The 22,081-nt window shown below is 65.2% G+C and carries 14 protein-coding genes; 7 read left to right on the top strand and 7 right to left on the bottom strand.

The window, feature by feature from the left end; all coding sequences use genetic code 11:
* Positions 1-2 precede the first annotated feature (2 nt).
* Positions 3-1,517, top strand: a complete 1,515-nt coding sequence (locus Q7T10_RS08455) for a hypothetical protein (RefSeq protein WP_304747458.1) — start codon at positions 3-5, stop codon at positions 1,515-1,517.
* A 36-nt stretch (positions 1,518-1,553) separates the two neighbouring features.
* Here Q7T10_RS08455 and Q7T10_RS08450 read toward each other — a convergent pair whose 3' ends face one another.
* Positions 1,554-2,090, bottom strand: a complete 537-nt coding sequence (locus Q7T10_RS08450; protein ID WP_304747457.1) for a flavin reductase family protein — start codon at positions 2,088-2,090, stop codon at positions 1,554-1,556.
* A 142-nt stretch (positions 2,091-2,232) separates the two neighbouring features.
* Between Q7T10_RS08450 and Q7T10_RS08445 the strand changes: the two genes are divergently transcribed.
* The 3 genes from Q7T10_RS08445 (at position 2,233) to Q7T10_RS08435 (ending at position 7,271) form a co-directional block, all read left to right on the top strand.
* On the top strand, positions 2,233-5,958 hold the full coding sequence (locus tag Q7T10_RS08445; RefSeq protein ID WP_304747456.1) for a hypothetical protein: 3,726 nt from the start codon (positions 2,233-2,235) through the stop codon (positions 5,956-5,958).
* 27 nt (positions 5,959-5,985) lie between these two features.
* The gene (locus Q7T10_RS08440; protein ID WP_304747455.1) at positions 5,986-6,663 is read left to right on the top strand and encodes a DUF6064 family protein; all 678 of its coding nucleotides are present in this window, start codon (positions 5,986-5,988) and stop codon (positions 6,661-6,663) included.
* 71 nt (positions 6,664-6,734) lie between these two features.
* A complete protein-coding gene (locus tag Q7T10_RS08435; RefSeq protein WP_304747454.1) occupies positions 6,735-7,271 on the top strand; it encodes a hypothetical protein in 537 nt (178 codons plus the stop codon).
* A 131-nt stretch (positions 7,272-7,402) separates the two neighbouring features.
* On the opposite strand, the gene Q7T10_RS08430 is transcribed toward Q7T10_RS08435, so the two are convergent.
* The 4 genes from Q7T10_RS08430 to Q7T10_RS08415 form a co-directional block, all read right to left on the bottom strand.
* Positions 7,403-8,284, bottom strand: a complete 882-nt coding sequence (locus Q7T10_RS08430; protein ID WP_304747453.1) for a class I SAM-dependent methyltransferase — start codon at positions 8,282-8,284, stop codon at positions 7,403-7,405.
* Positions 8,284-9,285: a tripartite tricarboxylate transporter substrate-binding protein gene (locus Q7T10_RS08425; protein WP_304747452.1), complete on the bottom strand. Its 1,002-nt coding sequence runs from the start codon at positions 9,283-9,285 to the stop codon at positions 8,284-8,286. Before Q7T10_RS08425 ends, Q7T10_RS08430 begins: the two co-directional genes overlap by 1 nt.
* Positions 9,286-9,453: 168 nt before the next feature.
* The gene (locus Q7T10_RS08420; protein WP_304747451.1) at positions 9,454-12,648 is read right to left on the bottom strand and encodes a BTAD domain-containing putative transcriptional regulator; all 3,195 of its coding nucleotides are present in this window, start codon (positions 12,646-12,648) and stop codon (positions 9,454-9,456) included.
* Positions 12,635-14,080: a wax ester/triacylglycerol synthase family O-acyltransferase gene (locus Q7T10_RS08415; protein ID WP_304747450.1), complete on the bottom strand. Its 1,446-nt coding sequence runs from the start codon at positions 14,078-14,080 to the stop codon at positions 12,635-12,637. The genes Q7T10_RS08420 and Q7T10_RS08415 overlap by 14 nt, the downstream gene beginning before the upstream one ends.
* 310 nt (positions 14,081-14,390) lie before the next feature.
* Here Q7T10_RS08415 and Q7T10_RS08410 point away from each other — a divergent pair, with 310 nt between their 5' ends.
* On the top strand, positions 14,391-14,768 hold the full coding sequence (locus tag Q7T10_RS08410) for a PilZ domain-containing protein (protein ID WP_304747449.1): 378 nt from the start codon (positions 14,391-14,393) through the stop codon (positions 14,766-14,768).
* Between the two features lie 67 nt (positions 14,769-14,835).
* Entirely contained in the window at positions 14,836-16,308 is a 1,473-nt protein-coding gene (locus tag Q7T10_RS08405) for an RNB domain-containing ribonuclease (RefSeq protein WP_304747448.1), read from the top strand.
* An 8-nt stretch (positions 16,309-16,316) separates the two neighbouring features.
* Here the strand turns inward: Q7T10_RS08405 and Q7T10_RS08400 are convergent, their stop codons facing one another.
* Both Q7T10_RS08400 and Q7T10_RS08395 read right to left on the bottom strand, forming a co-directional pair.
* Positions 16,317-17,210: a response regulator transcription factor gene (locus Q7T10_RS08400; protein ID WP_304747447.1), complete on the bottom strand. Its 894-nt coding sequence runs from the start codon at positions 17,208-17,210 to the stop codon at positions 16,317-16,319.
* A complete protein-coding gene (locus Q7T10_RS08395) occupies positions 17,194-20,580 on the bottom strand; it encodes an ATP-binding protein (protein WP_304747446.1) in 3,387 nt (1,128 codons plus the stop codon). The genes Q7T10_RS08400 and Q7T10_RS08395 overlap by 17 nt, the downstream gene beginning before the upstream one ends.
* Before the next feature lie 175 nt (positions 20,581-20,755).
* On the opposite strand from Q7T10_RS08395, the gene urtA reads away from it, so the two are divergent.
* Positions 20,756-22,021, top strand: a complete 1,266-nt coding sequence (urtA, locus tag Q7T10_RS08390; RefSeq protein ID WP_304747445.1) for an urea ABC transporter substrate-binding protein — start codon at positions 20,756-20,758, stop codon at positions 22,019-22,021.
* Positions 22,022-22,081 lie beyond the last annotated feature (60 nt).

The following is a 22,081-nucleotide window of genomic DNA, read 5'->3' as shown; positions in this document are numbered from 1 at the left end:
CGATGGGAACCAGCGCCACGGCAAAGAGGACCACCGCTCGCACTGCGGCGAAAGTAAAAAAACCGACCGAACCCCGGCTGCGGATCCGCCTGTACGCCCACGGGCTGGGAGATTGTCTGCTCCTGCGGTTCGCAAAGTCCGACGGCACCACGTTCAACGTGCTGATCGACTGCGGCATCATCACTGTGGCGAGTGGCGCCGCGGCCACCATGAAGAGCGTCGTTGACGATATTGCCACGGCCTGTGGTGGCCGGCTGGATGTCGTCGTGATGACCCATGAGCATTGGGATCATGCGTCCGGGTTTTCCGAACAGCAGGCCCAATCCCTCTTTGACAGGATCGACATTGGTGAAGTCTGGTACGGCTGGACCGAGGACCCGCAGAATGAATTGGGCAAACGGTTGCGCAGAGAACGCGCTGACAAGGTTCAGGCACTTGCGATGGCCACGCTGGCGCTGGAGCGTTCGCCTAGCCTTGCCGCGCAAGAGCGGGCGAAGGGCCTGGCGTCCATGCTGGGATTTTTTGGTGTTGAGCGGGCCTCGACAGACCTTGCCGCCGGCCAACCCATTCAGCGCACCCGCTCGGCGTTCGACTATCTCATGAAGCGAAGAGGCGTGAAGACCCGGTATCTGTATCCCGACAAGGCGCCGATGCCCTTGCGTGGCGTTGAGCAGGCCAGGGCATTCGTGCTGGGCCCACCTCAAGACGAATCCCTGATCAAGAAAAGTGCACCGGGCATGAAAGGGCGTGAGGTGTATGAGCTCGCGGCTGAAGCGAATGTTGCGATGAGTTTGGGCGCTGCATTTGGCCGGATGGCGGTTGGTGATGACACCGGCGCGTTATGCAATGACTGCCCTTTTGATGCAGGTGTCAAGCCGGGAGGCAACACGGTGCCCCGGGGGTCGCGCGAGCTGGATGCCCTGATAGCAGCCACCTGGAACAAAGAGGGTCAAGAGTGGCGCCGGATCGAAGACGACTGGACACAGGCGGCCGAAACGCTGGCGCTCAATCTGGACACCCATACCAACAACACCTGTGTCGTGCTGGCGTTCGAGTTCGAGGACACTGGCGAAGTGTTCCTGTTCCCGGCCGACGCACAAGTCGGTAACTGGTTGTCATGGCAGGACCTCAGATGGCGTGTCAAGTCACCGGGCGGTTCGGTGGAGGTGACCGGCCCGGAGCTGTTGTCCAGAACCGTGTTCTACAAAGTCGGCCATCATGGCAGTCACAACGCGACGCTACGGACATTGGGTCTGGAACAAATGACCAGCGAAGACCTGGTGGCGTTCATTCCCGTGTTCAAGGAGCAAGCTGTCAAGAACCGGTGGATGAACATGCCGTTTGCGCCACTGGTCAACCGGCTCAAGGAGAAGACCGGGGGGCGCCTGCTGCAGTCCGATGGAAAGATCCCGACCGAGCGGCAGCTGTCGGGGCTGTCGAGCGCCGCCCGGCAGCGCTTCCTGGCATCCGTGCAACGCCATCCGCGCGGTTTGTACTTTGAATGCAGTTTTGACTGACCCGACCCCGGCGAAGGCGCAGCGGGCGCCCCCTGATCAGCGCATCTTCGATGGCAGTCTGATTGTGTCGCCGGCCACCATGAAAGCGCCGCGTCCCCGGTGATGCAGGGTACGCGGGTCCTTGCAGGCCGGGTCGATCCAGGCCTTGAGCACCTCAAGCACGAAGAAGTTGTAGCGATTTACCAGTCGGGTGTCGACCACGCGGCACTCCAGATTGGCGTAGCACTCGGCAATCAGCGGGGCGTCGACCAATGCAGCTGGTGCAGCAGTCAGGCCGAAGGCTTCGAACTTGTCGACCTGTTGGCCCGAGGTGTTGCCGCAGGCCACCACCTTCTTTGCCAGCTCCACCGTCGGGATGTTGAGCACGCATTGCCGTGTGGTCTTTAACGCAGTGAAGCTGAAGTCATGGCCGCTGACGACGCAACCGACAAGTGGTGGCTCGAATTCCATCATGGTGTGCCATGACATTGTCATGACGTTCGCCTGGTCCTTGTGCATGGTGCTCAGCAGCACCACGGGACCGGGTTCGAGAAGACCGTAGACCCGGGACAGGGGTAAAGCGCGTTTGGCCATGGTGACACCTCCGTTTGCAGTGATGACCTTACTACAGTCGGATGGTATCGGTGGTGCGTTGACGTATGCCGGCGCCCGGCGTAGCATGGCCGACTGAACCGCACGGCCAATGCGCGTGCATCTTGGGCATGGAGGTATCGCCATGAACACTGATCCCGCCCCGAACGGGGCCGCCGTGCAACCGGGCCCCGACGCGGCTGAACCCGAACTGGCCAATGACTGGGCCGCGCTGTGTGCCGCGGAGGAACAAGCCATTGCCGCGCGCCGCCGCCGTGTGCTGGGCGAGGCGGCCAGCAGCAATCAGAGCGAATTGAATCTGCCACGCGTCGGTCTGGCCCTGTCCGGCGGCGGCGTGCGCAGCGCCACGTTCGCGCTCGGGCTGATGCGTGGCCTCGCGCAGAGCCGGGAGGCTGCCGCTGCCGACCCGGCCAGGCGCACGCTGATCAGCGACGGGCTGCTGGGGCGGCTCGACTACCTGTCCACCGTGTCCGGCGGCGGCTACGCCGGCGGCATGTACGGCCGACTGGTCGCGACCTACGGCGTACAGCGTGCCCTGGCCTTGATGGCGCGCGGTGGCTCGCCGGTGCTGGAGTGGCTGCGCCGCAATGGGCGCTACCTCAGCCCTGCCGGCTCGCGCGACGTCGGCATTGCGGTGGTGACCTACCTGCGCGCCTGGGTCGCCATTCATACCGAGTTCATGTTTGCCTGCATCCTGCTGGGGCTGGTGGTGGTGGTGCCCCATCTGTGGCAACACAGTGTTCAGGTGCTTGACCCGCAGGGCTGGGAACGCTGGCATACGGCGTGGTGGGCCTTGTCGCTGGCGTTCTGGGCGGCCCTTGCGCCAGGGCTGATTGCCGGGTACTGGGCGGCCCGCGATGCCTCCAATCCGGCGACGACCGCTTTGGCGCCAGGTTGGCGTGATGCCCTGTTCGTGTCGGTGGCGGCGGCGGGCGCCTACCTGCTGCTGCGGGCGCTGCAGCCCGATGGTGCGATCGATCCGGTGCGCCACAGCCTGAACTGGCCGAGCGCCGGTGTGCTGGCGCTGGTCTCGCTGGTAATGGGGCAACTGGCCGTGATGGGCTGGATGGCCGCCAGCCGGGCGCCCCACGCGCTGAAGGTGGCGCGCCTGCGCAACTGGCTGACGCGGGCGCTGCGCGTGGTTCTGCTGGGCGCCTTGGCGCTGGCCGGACTCGGTGCGCTGGACCGGCTCAGCTGGTGGGTGCTGGAGGAATTCCAGACCGGCAACCAGTGGCTGTGGGGCGGGGTAGGCGTGGGCGGCATCGCTTTGGTGGTGCTGCGTACGCTGATGCAGCCGCTGCAGAAGATTGCCGCGGAATCGCGCAGCCGGGCGCACGACTGGTTGCCACGGCTGCTCAACTTTGGCAGCCTGCTGGGACTGCTGGTGCTGGTCACGGCCTGGCTGGTGGTGCTGCAATGGTTCATCTTTGCGCCCGAGACGTTCAGCGCCCTGCGCAGCGTGCCGGCCTGGATGCGGGCCGGTTTGCTGGCGGCGGCGTGGCTCACCTGGGTGGTGCTGACCGCCGGCAATTCGCAAATGGCCAACACGTCTTCGCTGCACAGCTTCTATCGCGCCCGCCTGACCCGCGCGTATCTGGCCGTGGGCAACCGCCAACGCTGTCTGGATGATGACGCGGTGGGCAACCGCGCCGACGTCACGCGGGTGGTGGAAGGCGACGACACCCGCCTGCGCAACTACCGGCCCGAGCTCGAAGGCGGCCCGATTCACCTCGTCAATACCTGCCTGAACCAGACGCGCGACGACAAAAGCGGCCTGTACAACGCCGACCGCAAGGGCACGGCTGTCACGGCCAGCTGGCGCGGTTTCGAGCTTGGTCCGCGTGAGTTCATTGCCCTCAAGCCCGAACACGACGCCGGCACGCTGGGGCGCTGGATCGCGGTGTCGGGGGCGGCGGCCTCGCCGGGCGCCGGTGCCTACACCTCGCGCGGGCTGTCCCTGCTGGTGTATTTTCTCGGGGTGCGGCTGGGCCACTGGATGCGGGCGCCGCGCGAGCGGGTGCAGCTGCGCTGGCTGAGCCGCCTGGCATGGCGCGCCATACCCAAGCCCATGATGCTGACCAGCGAGGCCTCGGCCACGTTCTTTGGCGTGGAGCGGCCCTGGTGGTACCTGTCGGACGGCGGGCATTTCGAGAACAGCGGTGTCTATGCGCTGCTCAAGCGCGAGCTTGGCTTCATCATCCTGTCGGACGCGAGTTGCGACGCGCAATACGAGTTTGGCGACATCGAGAACCTGGTGCGCAAGGCACGCATCGACTTCGGGGCCGAGATTGATTTCTACAGCCGTGAAGAAGCGGCCAACCTGTTCACGCTGGGCAGCACCGAGCTCACGGTGCTGTCGCCGGAAGACATGGCCAACAACCATTCGTGCCGCGGCGTGCTGCTGGCGCGCATTCGCTACCGTGAGCGCCCGGGGCCGGGCGGTGCCGATGGCGGTGGGGGCCAGTCATTCCGGCCCGAAGGCACGCTGCTGGTGATCAAGCCGAATCTGCACGACGCGCTCGACGTCGACCTGTTGGCCTATGCGCAAAAGCATGACACTTTCCCGCACGAATCCACCGGCGACCAGTCATTCGACGAGGCCCAGTGGGAGAGCTACCACCGGCTCGGTGAGGACTTTGGCCGGGCCATGCACGAGAGCTGGCTGGCCCAGTTGCCGGGCTGGCGCAGTGCGGCGCGCCACGGCATCCGCGTGGCGGCCCGGCTGGGCTCAGGCAAGGACGTTGCCGACGCGCCGCGGGCCGAACCGCTGTGGCGGCGCAGTGCGCGCGCCACGGCGATAGGCACCACGCTGGGCGTCGGGGCATCCGGTACGTTGCTGCTCTCGTTGTGGCAGGTGCAGGAGCAGTTGCAGCGCAACCGCACCGACGAGCAAACCGAGGCCCGCCAGCTGTTCACCGACGTTTCCAAGGGGCTGCAGTCCTTCAAGGGGTCCTGCCCGGAGATACCGGAGCACGTGGTCACGCAGGCCTCCCTGCTGCTGGATCTGCGCGGCAGTCCGACCATGCGGCCGCTCGAACAGGCCGGCCTGGAACGCCTGGCGGGGCGGATCGCCGACGAATGCATCCAGGAGGTGGAGGCCAGCCCGGGGTGTCTGGCGGCGCATGAGCGGATCCAGAGCAGCCTGTGTGCGCTGGTCCTGAAGCCGCCCACCGAAAACACCGCGCTGAATTACTGGCACCCGGGCGCGTCGCCGCGGGAGCAGGCCCGCGACAGTCGCAAGGTGTTGCTGGCGGCGGCGGGTCGGTTTCCGGTGTTCGGGACACGGTCCATGCCGGGTCCGCAAGATGTCACTGTGGCGGCTGGCAGCCCCTCGCCTGCGGTGCCGGTGGTACCGCCTGTGCTGGTACCGGTCCGGCCGCAGGCCAGCACGAGCAGCATCGCCCTGCCGTCGCTGCAGCCGTGCCTGCGCGAGGCGGGGCGCACCACGCTGTACATCCATATCTACGATGAAGCGTCGCGCCTGCCTGCGACGGCGCTGCGTCAGTCCCTGCAGGCGGGGGCTGACTCGCCTGTGCTGGTTGCGCCCGTCGAGAACGTGATTCGCAGCGCCGACCTGCGCCGGCAGCGGCGGCCGGTGCCCTGGCCGAAACCGACGCTGGTGCTGCACGACCCCGCTAGCCGGGACTGTGCCGGCGCCATCCTGCGCCACATCGGCGCCCCATGGGTTTTGCCCGGGGATGTGGATCAGGTCTGGCTGCGCGACCTGCCGCGCTCGCTCCAGGCGCGCCCGGGCGTGATCGAGCTATGGCTGCCGCCGACGGAAGTGACGACGTCGCAAAACAGTCCCGATCGCGAGGAACTGGTGGGTACACTCAATCTGACGCGCTGAGGGAACCGCGCGCCGTCAGGAGTACCGGTGCAGCTTCCATTTTCGATCGGCCAGTTCTACGGCGTTTTTCGCGAATACAACACAGCCCTGTGGCCAGCCCAGGTGGTTCTGCTTGCGCTCGCCCTTGCGGCCATTGCCCTCGTACTCGTCCCGCGTCGCTGGTCCGGTGTGGCCGTGTCCGCCATTCTTGCTTATCTTTGGGCCTGGCTTGGTCTGGCGTACCACCTCGCATTTTTCACGTCGATCAATCCGCTAGCCTATGCCTTCGCGGGGATATCGCTGGCAGGCGCCGGCATCTTTTTTTGGCAAGGCGTTGTTCGTCGCACGCTTGATTTCCGATGGACCTCCAGTGCCCGCTCTTGGGTCGGTGCCTTGCTCATCGTGTTCGCACTCGTCTTGTATCCCGCCTGGTCTTATTACGCGGGACACCGGTACCCGGCCGTGCCGACATTTGGCCTTCCGTGTCCCACCACCCTATTCACCATCGGCTTGCTCGCATTTTTGGTTGCACCGTATCCGCGCAGTCCGTTGATTGTTCCGGTCCTTTGGAGTTTTGTAGGGGTCCAGGCCGCCTTTCTTCTGGGTGTGTCACAGGACCTGGGGCTCGGTGTCGCCGGTGTGTTCGGCCTGGTGTTGATCGCACGGGCAAGAGCGCCCGGCCTTGGTCCTGTCTCCAGAGAAGGTGACACACAAGAGCATGGCTGATGCATGGTAAATAGGCGCAGCTCCTCCGAGGCGTTCTGCTCGAAGCGGACATTCAGCGCGATGTAGTGGTCATGTCACAGCCTGTTTTGAGCATTGCCGTCGCGGCCCATCGCGAGTTCACCCTGCCGACGGATCTGACAGCGGCAGTGGCGCATTTCCGGGATTTTCGCGGGACGTTGCAGGACTTGCCGGAGTTGCGTCTGACGGAGCTGTATTCGAACGACCGATACCGGGTCCTGTACAGCGCCGCCGTGGCCGGCGTCTATCAGGTCGAACTCTACAGCGACATCCAGGCTCGGTTCAATGAGGTGGACCATGTTCTCCTTGTGACCCCCTGGCGCGGACTTGCGCCTGCCGCGTCACGGGCCAGCTGGAGTTCGCTGACAGGTCAGGGAGAGTATTCCAGCCGCTTGGCGCTTCGATCCGCCGGCGCCCAGACACAGGCAAGCTATGACGTGGCGATTACAGCCAGCATACCGAAGCCGCTTGCGTTGAGACTGCTTCCCGATGCCATTGCCAGAAGTGCCGTCGAGCGTGTGGTGCAACGGCGTGTGCAGGAAATCACCGATCGATTCATTGAGCGCTCGCGGCTCCGGCTGCGTCGCTAGCTTCCTCGTCGCCTCCAGGTGCCCTGCTTCACCGAGGAGCGGCATTTTGGCCTGCAGCCCCCGTGAAATATGCGCAGTATGCTATTTATTTAATAGCTAGAAAAACGGATGTTTCAGGCCGGGGTACGTTTTCAGACGCTCCCAACGGCCGGTGCTACCGCGGCACACAGCAACAGCTCGTTCGGTCCGACCCAGCCCGCCGGCGTTGTGAAGACATTCAAGCGCTGCACCATGTCGTCCCATGCATCTTTCTGTGCCTGTAGGGGAAGCGAGGCCAGGATCGCCATAACCGGCGAGCCGGATGCCCGCACGAAATCAACATAGTGCTGACTCGATGGCACGCGAAACGGGGCGGACACCGACTGCACCTCGATATTGACGAAGCCGGCGTCATCCAGCAGCTGTGCCAGCAGACCTGGCTTGCCCAGGCTGAGCAGCGTGCCCGGTTCGAAGGGCTGTTTCGCCGGCACGCCGGCATGCTGGAGCGCGGTGGCCATCATGATGGCGAGGCACGGATTGTGCTGCGGCTGCGAGAACACCACCGCAGCGAGCCGCCCCCCGGGCTTGAGGGCCTGGCGGGTGCCGCTCAACGCATCCAGCGGGTTTGCGCAGAACATCAATCCGAGCCGGCATACGGCGGCATCGAAGTCAGACCCAGCGAGACCCAGCGCCTGCGCATCGGCCAGCCGCGTCTCCACATGCTGCAAACCGGCAGCACGCAGGTTCTCCTGCGCCAGGGCGAGCATGCGTGCTGAGATGTCGGTCGCCAGCACGTAGCCCTGCGGCCCGACGCGGCGCGCAACATCCAGCGTCTGGTCGCCGGCGCCGGCGGCGATGTCCAGCACGCGCGAGCCGGGTGCGACGCCGGCGGCATCGAGCATGGCGGCCGTCACGTCGTGCAGCCAGCTGCGGATCAGCGTTGCGTGCTTGTTCCAGCCGTCTGCGCCCTTGTCCCAGACCGGGCTGGACGGGGCGGCAGATTGGGGCCCGGTTTCAACTGTGGGGGATCGCATCACTCGGCCCTCACGCCCGTTGCACGGATAACCGGCGCCCAATAGCGCTGCTCGGTCGCGATGCGCGCGGCCAGCGTTGCCGGCGTACTGGAGGCGGCAACCATCCCCGACTCCGCAAAGGCCGCGGCCAGTTCGGGTCGCGCGATTGCGCCGCGCAGGGCCTGCGACGCGCCGTCTACCGTCGCGGCGGCCACCCGCCCCGACATGAAAAAAGAGAACCACTCGCGCACCACCAGGTCGGGATACCCCTGCTCGACGAGCGTTGCCACATCGGGCAAATAGGTGCTGCGCTGGGCACCCGAGGTGGCCAGCACCCGCAGCCTGCCCGACGCCCGATGCTGGCGCAACAGCCCCTCGGGCAGCACCAGCGCCGCGATCTGTCCGCCCAGCAAGTCGACCATGGCTGGCGGGCCACCGGCGTAAACGACGTGCTGCCATGGCACGTTGGCTTCCCGAAACAGCAACTCTTCGAGCAGGTGCGGCAAGGTGCCGGTGCCGGGCGAGCCCACGTTGGCTGCCTTCGGGTTGCGGCGCATCCATTCAGCCAGGTCGCGGACGGTGATGACGCTGTCCGGCACAGCAGGTCCCACCGCCAGCCCGAGCGTCATTTCCGCTGCCAGCGACACCGGCTGCAGGTCGACAAATGGGTCATACGCCAGCTTGGCGTACAGATACGGGTAGACGGTTGCGATCGCTCCCTGGGCCAGAAGAACGGTTGCGCCGTCGGCCGGGGCCGACTTCAAGGCGGTCACGGCAATCTGCCCGGCGGCGCCTGGCCGGTTGTCAACAACAACGCCCCGCGGGTAGTGACTGGTCAATTGCTCCGCGATGCGGCGTGCCACGATGTCAGGAATGCTGCCGGCCGGCCCGCTGCACAGGATACGCAGCTGGTCGATCGGTGATTGCGCCTGGGCGAGGTCAGGAAGGCCAAGGGTGAGCACTGTGGCCAGGGCCCCGGATGCACCAAGAAACGCCCGCCGGGATGGAGGATGGTGGTTCATGAAAAACCTCCCAAAGCGGGAATGGGCGCCCAAAGCACCAGTCCCGCGCCAAGCCTGATTGAGCAAGAAGGTTTAGAGATATGTCGCATGAATTTCCCCTGTGTTGTCGCGGTGCCGATTGCATCGCTCCCTCAGACAGAGGCTAAACAGCGTGATCCTAGAAATGGCTTAGAGATTGCGCAGCGCCGCGACCAGGGCATCGGTTTCAGGGGCAGTGCGGATGCCCAGAACGATCGACAACTGCTGGCGGCAACGTCGATAGACCTCGTACGCCTCGGCGCGTTGCCCGAGTTCGAGCAGGCACCTGATCAGCCGGCGATAGATTGCCTCGGCCAGGGGTTGTTGCTCAATGACGCGCCTGTAAAGACGCACTGCCGCGTCAAACTGTCCCTCCGCCTCCAGCCATGCCCCCTGCGCACCCACCTGGCGGCTGAACCAGGTCTGGAGCCGTTGGCGCGTCACCAGCACATCAGGCAGCTCGTCTTCGCCGGCGAGGTATTCGCCCTGGTAGAGCGTCAGTGCCAGCTCCAGCAGCGCCAGCCGCGATGCCGAGTCGCAGTCACTGGCAAGCCGGTCCAGTTGGGTCAGACAGGTTGTCAGTGCCGTCACGTCGGTCCAGCAGGTGGCGGCATCGAGGCTCAGACCACCAGAGTGCAGTTGCACCCGCTGGTCACCGCCGAGCAACTTGCGCAATCGATGCAAGGCGTTGTCAAACGAATTGCGAGCCGCATCCCCCGGCGCCTCGGGCCAAAGGGCGGCGCAAAGGCGGGTCACCGGTACCGCCTCGCCGCCAAGGGACATCAGTATTTTCAGCAGATCAAGTGGCTTGCGGCTCTCCTTGCGGGAGGACTTTGCCGGCTCCCCATCGCGCTCGACGCTGAAGTGGCCGAGCGTGCGGATGCGAACCGGCCAGGGCCAATGTTCGCCAGCGCCCCTGGGTGCGGGAAGGGCGTAGCGGCGCACGATTTGCAGCGCAAAAGGCCGGTCGATACCGTGATCGAGAGCGAGCGAGGTCAGGCGGGGCATCATGTCATCGCAGCAATACGGCATCGGCCCGAAGTCGTAGCCGCAGGCCCGACCGATAGTGAAGGCTTGTTCAAGTGCAGCCAGGCAGCGTGGCCGGTCGTCTTGCCGCTCCGCCAGGTACGCTTCGATCAGCGCCGCCAGCCACTGGTGCCAGCGGCACACCGAATGGAAGCGGTGCAGCAGCACGGCCCGCAGTGCATCCTCGGCGTCAGCGAAGGCACCCACCTGGGTGCAGGCAAGCGTCTGGCCCAGCAGCGCAATGTGTTCGCGCAGCGGCCAGCCGCTTGTATGCCCGCTGGCGACCGCCGCGCGCATGAGCTGCTCTGCGCCACGCCAGTCGCCATCGAGCATCATGAGCAGGCCGCGCTGGAACTCGTAGGTGGTCACATCAATCGGGTTGTCTGCGTGGAGGACGCTGGCCGCTTCATGGAGATGCGTGCGCGCCAGTTCGCTGTTGCGCGCCGCCAGGGCCGCCAGCACCATCAGCAGGTGGGCTTTGGCGCGCATCGGTGCTGCTCCCGGGCTGGCCAGGGCGAGGGCTCGGCGCGCGTAGTCACTGGCCTCGTCGATGCGACCGAGCAGCGACCGGATGAGCACCCCGACGCCATACCAGCGAAACAGCGTTGCGGGCGCCACATCCTGCCCGGCGCACATGCGGTCGATCTTGATCATGATGCGATCGAGCCGCACGGTCTGGCCCGTCCACAGCAGGTAGTAGGCCAGCGAGCCGAGTAGGATGCGCTGGCTGGCAGCCAGCGGCTGGTCCAGCATGCGCTCGGCCAGATCGGCCAGTGGTGCCGTCAGGGGATGGGCCGTTTCCCGATGGACAAAGGCGGCCAGCAGACCGGGCAGCACGCGCAGGTCGGACTCAACATCCCGACTCGCCAGGTACACCGGCGCGTAGGACTCCAGCAGTGGCATCCACGGCGCCAGTGCGTCGAGGTTGGTGCCGAGGAAAATGATCGCGTCGGCGGCCGCCGCGGCGGTGTAGAACGAGCCAAGCGCATCCGCAGCCGCCGTGAAGCCAGCGTGCGCGCGCTCCAGGTGGCGCAGCGCGTCGGCCGGTTCGCTGGCCAGTGCACAGTAGCCGAGCCAGTACGATGCCTGCGCACCGCCGCGCACGGCTTCAGGCAGCGCCAGGATCCAGCCCCGTACCGTGGCCGTTCGCCCCTGTGCGACAAAGTGCCCGGCCTGTGCCACCAGCAGCGTCAGCGCTTCATCCCACGCCGCGGCTTCGATCAGTTGCGCCATGGCGGCATCGGCCTGGCCGTGCTCGACGAGAATCTGCGCCGCCTGCACGCGCAGTGAGCGCAGCGCCTCGGCATCCAGACGGTCCGCGGCCCGCGCACGAAGGAACGCGCTGAACAGTGCATGGAAGGTATAGGCAGGTGGCGGACCCGCGCGACGATCCGTGAACAGACTGCGCCGGGCCAGATCGGCCAACAGTTCGGCGGCGTGTGGATCGCCGCTGATGGCTACCGCCATGGCGGCGGTGGCGCTGGGCAGGAAGGCGATGCGCATCAGTGCCAGCCCGTCCGGGGGTGCCATCGTTTGCATCACCTCACCGGCGAAAAAATCGAACAGTCGGTCGCGCGCCGCACCGCCGTGCATCGCCGCTTCGGGGTCCAGCTCGCTGCGCGCGGCGAGCAGCAGGATCATGGCCGCGGCCCAGCCGTCGGTCGCGTGGCGCAGTGCGCTGGCTTGCCAGTCCCGGTCGTGCAATCGCACAAGTTGCCGTGTTTCCAGGTCGTTGAAGCGCAATGCTGCGGCCTCAATCAGCGCAAGTTGCTGGCTCGCCAGCGCGCGCGCGTAGGCGGGGCCCGGTGGCTCGCGGCTGATGGCGATCAGGCGGGTTTGCCCGGGCAATTCCGTCAGCGCGGCGGCAATGCCGGAATGCAGCGGGGCCGCGGGACCGATCTCTTGCAGGTTGTCCAGCACCAGCACCCAAGGCGGGTCAAGCGAGAGGGCGAGGCGCCGGAAACAGCGACGCGTGAAGCCCGGCACATCGCGCAGGTCGTCTGCGCTGGGCAAGGGCAGTCGCAACTGGCGCTGCGGCACGTGCCGTGCGGCCGCCGCACGCAGGAAATGAACGAAGGTTGCAGGGTCGGCATCGCCGGCGTCGAGCTGCAACCACAGGCAGGGCAGGGCCCGCGCTTCGAGGTAGGTGGCGACGAGCGTGGTCTTGCCGATGCCGGGCGGTCCCGCGATCCACATACCTGGCGCCGCGGCATACTGTTCCATCCGGGCAAACAGGCGCTCGCGCCCGATGACACGGCCCAGCCGTGGCGGGCTCAGTTTGCCGAGCGAACGCCCAACTGTTGCGCTAGCGTGGGGCATGCCGCGGGGCCCGCTTTCTGGCCGGCGCCTTCGCGGTATCCGCCTTCAACGCGCGGCGCATCGTCTCGAACTCGCGGTTGAACAGGTCGGTGATCGTCTCGGGGTCGGGCACCAGGTGCGCGTCGCCGATCACGGTCAGGGTGGCCAGCCCCCGGTAGCTCAGGATGCTGATCGCCATGCCGAGCTCTTTGCCCGGATGGGGTGCCCAGGAAAACATGCGGTCGATCGGCACGCCCGCCAGGTAAAGCAATTCGCGCGGCCCCGCGACGTTGGTCATGACGAGGCTGGCTTTGCTGCCGTAGAGTTCGTTGGAGAGGTCCTCCAGCGCTTTGGGCACGCGTCCCAGGATGTCGAACAGGACGCGCGTTGCGATCGGTTCCGGCGAATGTTTCAGCGCATCCATGCCGGCCTTGGTCCTGGCCAGGCGCTGCGCCGGGCGGGCGCTGGCCACTGCCAGATCAAGGAGCACCAGCCCGAACTCGTTGCCCAGTTCGCCAGCCCGCTCCGGCGGGCGCACGTCGACCGGGACCATGGCGCGAAGCGTGGTGTGATCGACGTCGACATCGCGGCCCTTCAGGTAGCTGCGCAGGGCGCCCGTCATGGCCGCCACGAGCACGTCGTTGACCTTGGCGCCGTGCTGCGCGCCAATGGCCTTGGCGTCCTTGATCGCGACGGGCCGGGACCAGGCGACGTGCTTTCGAAGCCCGAATTCGCCTTTCAGGGGAGACTGGGGATCGGAGGTTTTCAGCAACTCGCCCAGCAGCATGCCGGCACCGCCCAGCACCCGCTTCGCCTGGTCGATTGCCTGCTGTGGATGCGTGACGATATCGACCGTGGCGCTGGCCATCGCCATCGCGTCGTGGGCGGCGCGTTCGATCGCGTCGAGCGCCGGCGCCAGCAATCCGTCGCCCGCGGGCTGGCCAGCCGGCGCGGCATCCGTCGTTCCATGCGGATGGAGCGGCGCGCCGGGCGTCGTGTCGAACAGCTTTCCGATCACCGTCATCATCGCCGTCCCGTCGGCAATGCAGTGGTGGTAACGCATGATCAAGGCGCTGCCACCCTCGACATCGTCGACCACATACACCTGCCATAGCGGTTGCGTGAGGTCCAGTGGCGTGCTTGCGATGTCGCTGATCAGCGCCCGCAAAGCCGCCTGGTCGTAGGGTGCGGCCAGGGCAATGTGGTGCAGGTGCTGGTCGATGTCAAAGTGCGCCATGTCCTCCCAGTGCGGTGTCGCCAGGGGGAAACCGGCCTCAACCACGCGCTGGCGGAAGCGATCGAAGCCAAGCAGCCGCTCCTGGTAGACCGCGCGCACCCGGTCGAAGTCGAGTGGGTCCTTCGTCAGCAGGACGCCTGTCACGATGGCCAGATTCGCTGGCCCGTCCATGTGGTACCAAGCCGCGTCGGCAGGGCTCATCGCATAGGTTGTCATGGGTGCCTCTCAATACCGCCAGCAAGTCAACACGGCGGGGCGGACTTCGCCTGCCGATCACTGGCGCCATCCATGCTAGGGGCGGCGCCGCCATGGGCATTGATGACCGTCAAACGCCGCCACAATGGCGGTGCGGATGGTTGGCGCGCTTGACTCGATCTATATAGCGGTTTTGGCCTCTGGCCCCCGTGTCATAAGCGTTAGTAGCTATCAAATGCATAGCGAATGCTGGACGGTATTGCGCTTTGCGGCAAAGCCCCGTAACCTTGCCCCTGACTCACCAGCGCACCAGCGTTTTCGGGGACCCACCATGAAGACAACAACGATCAAAGGCCTTCGTCATTACTCTCGCATACCGTTTCATGCCGAGGTGTTGCTGCACCTGCATGACCGGACCATCAACGTCCACCTGATCGACATCGCGCTCAAGGGCGCGCTGGTGCAGACTGACACGCCACAGCCGCTCGTATTGCAGGAAGAATGCCGCCTGGTGCTGCCCCTGACCGATGGCGGCGAGGGGATCGTGATGGCGGGAAAGATCGTCCATCTGGACAACCAGCACGTCGGCATCGAATGCCAGGACATCGATGTGACCAGCCTGACGCGGCTGCGCCGGCTCCTTGAGTTGAACAGCGGGGACGCTGACCTGATGAACCGCGAGCTCTCGCATCTGTTCACCGGCCGCTGACCGGCGGCCGGGGCGTTTGGGGGGTCGCGCGGGCGAGGGCCATGGCCCGCCGCGGTATATTGCCCTCATGCACGACAAACACCTCCATCACCGCTCCGACCTAGTTCGCATTGCCACCCGCGCCATGGCGGAGCGCGGCCTCGAACCCGAGTTTTCCTCCCGTGTCGAGCATCAAGTGGCTGCCATCACCGGCCCCGGCAACGAGGCTGACCCGGCCATACGCGATCTCACCCATCTGCTCTGGTGTTCCCTCGACAACGATGACTCGCTCGATCTGGACCAGCTCACCGTCAGCGAGGTGCTGGCGCAGGGCAAGGTCAGGCTGTGGGTGGCCATTGCCGATGTGGACGCGCTGGTGAAGAAGGGCACACCGATTGACGAGCACGCCCTCATCAACACGACGTCCGTCTACACCTCGGCCCGCATCTTCCCGATGCTGCCCGAGCGCCTGTCCACCGACCTGACCTCGCTCAATTTCAATGAGGACCGGCTGGCGCTGGTGACCGAGATGGTCTTCAACGCCGACGGCTCGCTGGCGGGCTCCACCGTGTACCGCGCCAGGGTGCGCAACAAGGCCAAGCTGGCCTATGACGCCGTGAGCGCCTGGATCGATGGCGACGCCGCCCTGCCTGCGGCGGCGGCGGCCGTGCCCGGCATGGAGGCGCAGCTGCGCACCCAGGACCTGATCGCCCAGACACTGCGGGTGCGCCGCCATGCCGAGGGTTCGCTGGAGCTGGAGACTTTCCAGCCGCGCGCTGTGTTTGAGGGTGAGGAGGTGGTCGACATTCGCCAGCAGGTGCAAAACCGCGCGCGTCAGTTGATCGAGGAGGTGATGATCGCCACCAACGGCTGCACCGCACGTTATCTGGCGGGGCGGGGCGGCGCCTCGTTGCGGCGCGTGGTGCGCTCGCCCGAGCGCTGGCTGCGCATCGTGGCGGTGGCCAAGGAGTACGGTGAGACCCTGCCGGCCGACCCTGATTCCAAGGCACTCGAAGCCTTTCTGGCCAAACGCCCCAAGGCCGACCCGCTGCGCTTTCCCGACCTGTCGCTGGTCATCGTCCGGCTCATGGGTTCCGGCGAGTATGTGGTGGAGACGCCCGGTGGACCGCCGATTGGCCACTTTGGCCTGGCCGTGCGCGACTACACGCACTCCACCGCGCCAAACCGGCGCTTTCCCGACCTGATCACCTCGCGGCTGCTCAAGGCGGCGCTGGCCGATGAGCCGCAACCGTATTCGAATGCCGAGCTGGTCGAACTGGCCATGCACTGCACCCGCCAGGAAGACTCCGCCCAGAAAGTGGAGCGGCGCATGCGCAAGTCCGAGGCGGCGCTGCTGCTCGAATCCCGCCTGGGCCAGCGCTTTGACGGCGTTGTCAATGGCAGCACCGACGACGGCGTCTGGGTCCGGATTTTTTCACCGCCCGCCGACGGCAAACTGGTGGAAGGCGACGGTGGTCTGAAAGTCGGCGACAAAGTCAGCGTCAAGCTGGTGGGGACCAACGTGGAGCGCGGGTTCATTGACTTCGTGCTGGTGGGCTAGTCGCTGTCTCAAAGCATGTGCCCGCTGGCAAGTGCCGCGGCAGCAGCGCGGGTCTCGACCCCGAGCTTCTCAAAAATGTGTTCCAGGTGTTTGTTCACCGTTCGGTGGCTCATGCCGAGGATGTCGCCAATGTCGCGGTTGGTTTTTCCCTTGGCCAGCCATGACAGCACTTCGGTTTCGCGTGGCGTCAAGGCGGCATTGGCCAGTCGGGAGGGGGCGCCTCCATTGGCGCTGCGCTGTTCCAGCAGCAGCATGGTCTCGCCAATGCCAACCCGTCCCATATTGCGTACCGACAGCTGCACGCCCGCCAGTGTCAATAGCACCTGGTCGCTATCGCCGTCCAGGGCGGCGTACACAGGCTCGGGCAGGCGCCCGTCGGCCGCACCACTGTCCGAGGTCTGAAGCCACCGGGCCGCCTGTGGCGAGCGCCAGGCGATGCGTCCCCGCGCGTCCACCAGAACCACCCCGAAGCCGGCCACATCAACGGCCTCGCGGGCCAGCCGGGTCATGCGGGCATTGCGGGTATGGGTGTGCAGGCGGGCCACCACCTCCTGTGCGCGCAAGGGTTTGACCACATAGTCGACACCGCCGCAGGCAAAACCCTCCAGCACATGCGGCGTCTCCGACAGGCCGGTCATGAAGATCACGGGAATGTGCGCCAGCACCGGGTTCGCCTTGATGAGCCGGCAGGTGTCAAAGCCCGACAGACCCGGCATGACGGCATCGAGCAGGATGGCGTCCGGCGCCACCAGTTCAAGGCGCTGCAGCGCAGCATCCCCATCCCGCGCCACCAGCACGGTGTAGCCCTCGCCCTCTAGCGTATCGCACAACATGCCCAGGCTGCTGGGGGTGTCATCCACCACCAGCACGACCGGGCGTTGCGGGTCAGGATTCGCAGGCATCTTCTTCCTCGGTCAAAAGGTCCAGCAGGGATTCAAGCTCGCAACGGCTGACGAAGCCGCGCAACCTGGTGCAATGGGCTTCGAGCGTGGGGTCTTCCGCCACAAAGCGGTCAAGCAGGCGGAGCAGGCCATGGACGTGGCCAAGCCGCACCAGCCGGATGAGTTCGGCGCGGGCGTCTTCCGGGAGTTTGAGTCTTTCGCCGGTCGGACCGGCTGAGGCCGGGACTGGCGGCAGGACGTCTGCGGTCACCCATTCCAACCCCATATGGCGCTGCAAGGCGTCCATCAGCTCTGACTCAAGCACGGGCTTGCCCACAAACGCCTGGCAGCCTGCGGCTTTGAGCCGTGAGGCCTGGTTCTCGAATACGTTGGCCGACACCACGATGATGGGCACGCTGTCATACCCCTTGCCACGAATTTGAACCGCCGTTTGCCAGCCATCCATGCCATCCATGCTGATGTCGAGCAGGATCGCATCTGGCAGGTTGTCCTTCAGGCTGTCGATGCACTCCATGCCGCTGGCCGCCTCATGGACTTCAAAGCCCAGAGGGCTGAGCATGCCAGCCAGCATCTGACGTTGCACTGGCTGGTCGTCCACCACCAGCAAGGTTCTGCGCTTGCCGAAGAAGCCAGCGATCTGGTGTGGCGGGTCAGCCAGAGGGCCGGGGTCATCGATTTCCCGCAGGTACAGCCGGACGCTGAAGGTGCTGCCCTTGCCGGGTTCGCTCTGCAATGACAGGTCCCCTCCCATCAGCGAGGTGAGCAAGGCCGTGATCGTCAGACCCAGCCCGGTGCCCGGTTCACCCCGGCGCCGCCCGGCAGCGCCGCGTTCAAAGGGCAGGAAAATGCGCTGCTGATCCTGTGGGGCGATGCCGATGCCGGTGTCCACCACGTCAAACCGGATCACATCACTGCGGCAATCCACGTGAAGGGTCACGGTTCCCGAATCCGTAAAGCGAACGGCATTGCTCAACAGGTTGATGATGATCTGGCGCAGACGCTTGGCATCCGCCTGCACCCAGGCTGGCATGCGCCCACTGTGGGTGTAGGTGAAGTCCACGTCCTTGGCCTCGGCCTGTGGCCGCACCATGCTCACCAACTCGTCCAGAAAGTCGGGCAGGGGCAGCGGCGTCGGCTCCAGCCGCAGCCGACCCGCCTCGATGCGGGCCAGGTCCAGCAGTCCGTCAACCAGCGCCAGCAGGTGTTCACCGCTGCGATGAATGGTTTGCACGGCTTCGCGAGAGGTGTTGGCCAGCACTTCGCTTTTGAGCAGGATTTGCGAGTACCCCAGGATGCTGTTGAGTGGTGTTCGCAACTCGTGTGTCATGCCTGCCACATAGCGTGTCTTGGCCTGATTGGCAGACTCGGCAAGTTCCTTGGCGGCCTGCAGGGCTGCATCGGTGCGCTGATGCGCCTCAATCTCGCGCGAGAGCAGCTGGTTCTGGCGGTTGGACTCGTCCTGCGCCATGCGTCGGCTTTCGCTGCCCAAAACCACCCACCAGCTGCAGACCGCCACGATCAGCAGCAGCATGGCAAACACCTTCACGAAGGCAGACCGCAACAGGGCGACCGGATCGGCGGCAAGCGGCAGGGCCGTCTCCTGCGTGTACACCATGCCCATGACCGTGGCGAGCAGGGCACACAGTGACAGCGTCACGACGATGTAGTGGCCGACCCGAAAGTTCACCCGGCTCGACAAGGCGCTGGGTAGCAGGGTGCTGAGGAACTGTTCAGCCTGCTCGGCCGCGCGCGATCGGGTTTTGCAGCGGTCGTGGCAGCGTGACTCCAGCGTGCAGCACAGGGAGCAGATGGGGGCGCCGTAGGCCGGGCAGCTGGCCATGTCTTCTGCCTCGAAGGCGTTCTCACACACATGGCAACGCACCATTTGACCCGGTACACCCATCGCCTGCGGCTGACGGGCGATGTAGTAACGCCCCTTGGTGAACCATGCCAGCAGCGGTGACAGAACCATGGAGGTGGCGAGCGCAATGAACGGTGAAAAGGCCTCGGCCTGCGGGCCCATGAGGCCGGTGTAGGCGACCACGGCGACGGCGGCCGCCAGCAGCATCGAGCCCAGGCCGACCGGGTTGATGTCGTAGAGATGGGCCCGCTTGAACTCGATGCCCGGCGGACTGAGACCCAGGGGTTTGTTGATGACCAGGTCGGCCACCAGCGCGCCGACCCACGCAATGGCCACATTGGCATAGAGCCCCAGCACTTTTTCCAGCGCGGAGAAAACCCCCAGCGTCATCAGCAGCAGGGCGATGGCCACGTTGAACACCAGCCACACGACACGGCCCGGGTGGCTGTGGGTCAGCCGTGCGAAGAAGTTGGACCACGCCAGCGACCCCGCGTACGCGTTGGTGAGGTTGATCTTGAGCTGCGACAGCACCACGAACAGCACCGTGGCCGCCAGCACCCACGCCGGGTCGGTGAACACATAGGAAAATCCGGCCAGGTACATCTGCGTGGGTTCCACCGCCCTGGCCACCGGCAGCTCGTGCTGCAGGACCAGAAAGGCCAGGAACGCGCCGCCCAGCATTTTGAGCATGCCCAGCACGATCCAGCCCGGTCCGGCCATCAGCACGGCGGTCCACCAGCGTTTGCGGTTGGCCTGGGTCTTTTCGGGCAGGAAGCGCAGGAAGTCCACCTGTTCGCCGATCTGCACCACAAGGGAGAATGCGACGGTCGCCGCTGCACCAAACATGAGCGGATCGAATTCGCTGCTGCCCGAGGTGTGGCCGGCCAGGCCCGTGAAATCGGAGAACGCCTGCGGGTTCTTCCACAGGACCGCGAGGTAGGGCAACAACAGCAGCACGCCCCAAAGTGGCTGGGTCCACATCTGCAGCCTCGAAATCAGCGTGATGCCGCGCACCACCATGGGGACGATCAGCAAGGCACTGATCACGTAACACCAGGCGATCGGGATATCGAGGTACATCTGCAGCGCCAGCGCCATGATGGCGGCCTCCAGCGCAAAGAAGATAAAAGTGAAGCTGGCGTAGATCAGCGAGGTGATGGTCGAGCCCAGGTAGCCAAAGCCCGCACCCCGCGTCAGCAGGTCCATGTCGACCCCGTAGCGGGCGGCGTAGTAGGTGATGGGCAGGCCGGTGAGGAAGGTGATCAACCCCACCACGATGATGGCCCACAGCGCATTGGTGAAGCCATAGTTCAGGGCGATGGCGCCGCCAATGGCCTCCAGCGCAAGAAACGACACCGCGCCGAAGGCGGTGTTGCCCACCCGCCATTCCGACCATTTGCGAAAACCGCGCGGCGTGTAGCGCAGCGCGTAGTCCTCGATCGATTCGTCCGCGACCCAGGCGTTGTACTCGCGACGGATACGGAATATTTTCTGCGTGGCAATGGTCAAAACGGACTCCGTCGAATGATGAAGGCTTTTGCAAGAAGTGTGCCGGCCACTTCTCAGGCCAATCGCGACCGCTGTCTACGTTGATTGACGTATTGGATGGGAGTGCCTTTGTGAAGATGATTCATCTCACCAAGCGCAAGCTTTCAACCCTTTCCATCAACCGCAGGAGCTCACCATGTCAAACGACCATCGCGATTCACCCTCTTCGAACAACCGGCGCCGCCTGATGCAGGGTATGGCCGCGGCCTTGCCGCTGGCAGTGCTCCCCAAATGGGCGCAGGCCCAGCAATTCCCCACGGCCAAGGTCAATACAACCAAACTGGCCGTCACCGACACCGAAGTCACCGTGGGTCAGCTGCACTCATCCACCGGCACCATGGCGATCTCCGAGACCGGCTCGATCCAGGCAGAGCAGCTGGCGATCGACCAGATCAACGCCATGGGCGGCATCCTGGGTCGCAAGATCAAGGTGATCAAGGAAGACGGCGCCTCCGACTGGCCCACCTTTGCCGAGAAAAGCAAGAAGTTGCTGGTCAACGACCACGTGGCCGCCGTGTTTGGCTGCTGGACCTCGGCCTCGCGCAAGGCCGTGTTGCCAGTGTTCGAAAAAGAGAACGGTCTGCTGTACTACCCGACCTTCTACGAAGGCCTGGAGCAGAGCAAAAACGTGATCTACACGGGCCAGGAAGCCACTCAGCAGATCCTCTTCGGCCTGGACTGGGCACAGAAGGAGAAGAAGGCCAAGACGTTCTTCCTGATCGGCTCGGATTACATCTGGCCGCGCACGTCGATGAAGATCGCCCGCAAGCACATTGAAAACTTCCAGAAGGGCAAGGTCGTCGGCGAAGAGTATTACCCGCTGGGCAGCACCAATTTCGGCTCCCTGATGAACAAGATCAAGTTGCAAAAGCCTGACTGCATCTTCACCGCTGTGGTGGGTGGCTCCAACGTGGCCTTCTACAAGGCACTGAAGGCCGCCGGCATCACGGGCGACAAGCAGCTGCTGCTGACCCTGGCGGTCACCGAGGACGAGATGACCGGCGTCGGCGGCGAGAACTTTGCCGGCTTCTACTCGTCAATGAAGTACTTCCAGTCGCTGGACAACCCCAACAACAAGGCATTCGTCGCGGCCTTCAAGGCCAAGTACGGCAAGGACGCCGTGATCGGCGACGTGACCCAGGCAGGCTACCTGGGCCCCTGGCTGTGGAAAGCGGCGGTCGAGAAGGCCGGCAGCTTCGACGTCGACAAGGTGGTGTCAGCTTCGGAGACCGGCAACATCGAGCTGAAGACCGCTCCCGAGGGCTACGTCAAGCTTGACGCCAACCATCACCTGTGGAGCAAATCGCGTATTGCCCAGGGGCAACTCGACGGCACGTTCAAGGTGGTGGCCGAGTCGCCCGCGCTGATCAAACCCGATCCGTTCCCCAAAGGCTACCAGTAATCCCTTCGGGCCCGGTACGCCGGGCCCGCCCCAACCGGCCTGATATAGCCAGCCTGATAC

This window comes from Rhodoferax sp., from assembly GCF_030646845.1.
GTDB lineage: Bacteria > Pseudomonadota > Gammaproteobacteria > Burkholderiales > Burkholderiaceae_C > Rhodoferax.
This window is presented reverse-complemented; position numbering and strand designations above follow the sequence as displayed.

What these genes read in the sequence shown, in the direction of transcription:
- urtA (WP_304747445.1), top strand. Translation starts at nt 20,756, where the DNA reads ATGTCAAACGACCATCGCGATTCACCCTCTTCGAACAACCGGCGCCGC.
- Q7T10_RS08450 (WP_304747457.1), bottom strand. Translation starts at nt 2,090, where the DNA reads ATGGCCAAACGCGCTTTACCCCTGTCCCGGGTCTACGGTCTTCTCGAA.
- Q7T10_RS08435 (WP_304747454.1), top strand. Translation starts at nt 6,735, where the DNA reads ATGTCACAGCCTGTTTTGAGCATTGCCGTCGCGGCCCATCGCGAGTTC.
- Q7T10_RS08410 (WP_304747449.1), top strand. Translation starts at nt 14,391, where the DNA reads ATGAAGACAACAACGATCAAAGGCCTTCGTCATTACTCTCGCATACCG.
- Q7T10_RS08405 (WP_304747448.1), top strand. Translation starts at nt 14,836, where the DNA reads ATGCACGACAAACACCTCCATCACCGCTCCGACCTAGTTCGCATTGCC.
- Q7T10_RS08445 (WP_304747456.1), top strand. Translation starts at nt 2,233, where the DNA reads ATGAACACTGATCCCGCCCCGAACGGGGCCGCCGTGCAACCGGGCCCC.
- Q7T10_RS08425 (WP_304747452.1), bottom strand. Translation starts at nt 9,285, where the DNA reads ATGAACCACCATCCTCCATCCCGGCGGGCGTTTCTTGGTGCATCCGGG.
- Q7T10_RS08430 (WP_304747453.1), bottom strand. Translation starts at nt 8,284, where the DNA reads ATGCGATCCCCCACAGTTGAAACCGGGCCCCAATCTGCCGCCCCGTCC.
- Q7T10_RS08400 (WP_304747447.1), bottom strand. Translation starts at nt 17,210, where the DNA reads ATGCCTGCGAATCCTGACCCGCAACGCCCGGTCGTGCTGGTGGTGGAT.
- Q7T10_RS08455 (WP_304747458.1), top strand. Translation starts at nt 3, where the DNA reads ATGGGAACCAGCGCCACGGCAAAGAGGACCACCGCTCGCACTGCGGCG.
- Q7T10_RS08415 (WP_304747450.1), bottom strand. Translation starts at nt 14,080, where the DNA reads ATGACAACCTATGCGATGAGCCCTGCCGACGCGGCTTGGTACCACATG.
- Q7T10_RS08420 (WP_304747451.1), bottom strand. Translation starts at nt 12,648, where the DNA reads ATGCCCCACGCTAGCGCAACAGTTGGGCGTTCGCTCGGCAAACTGAGC.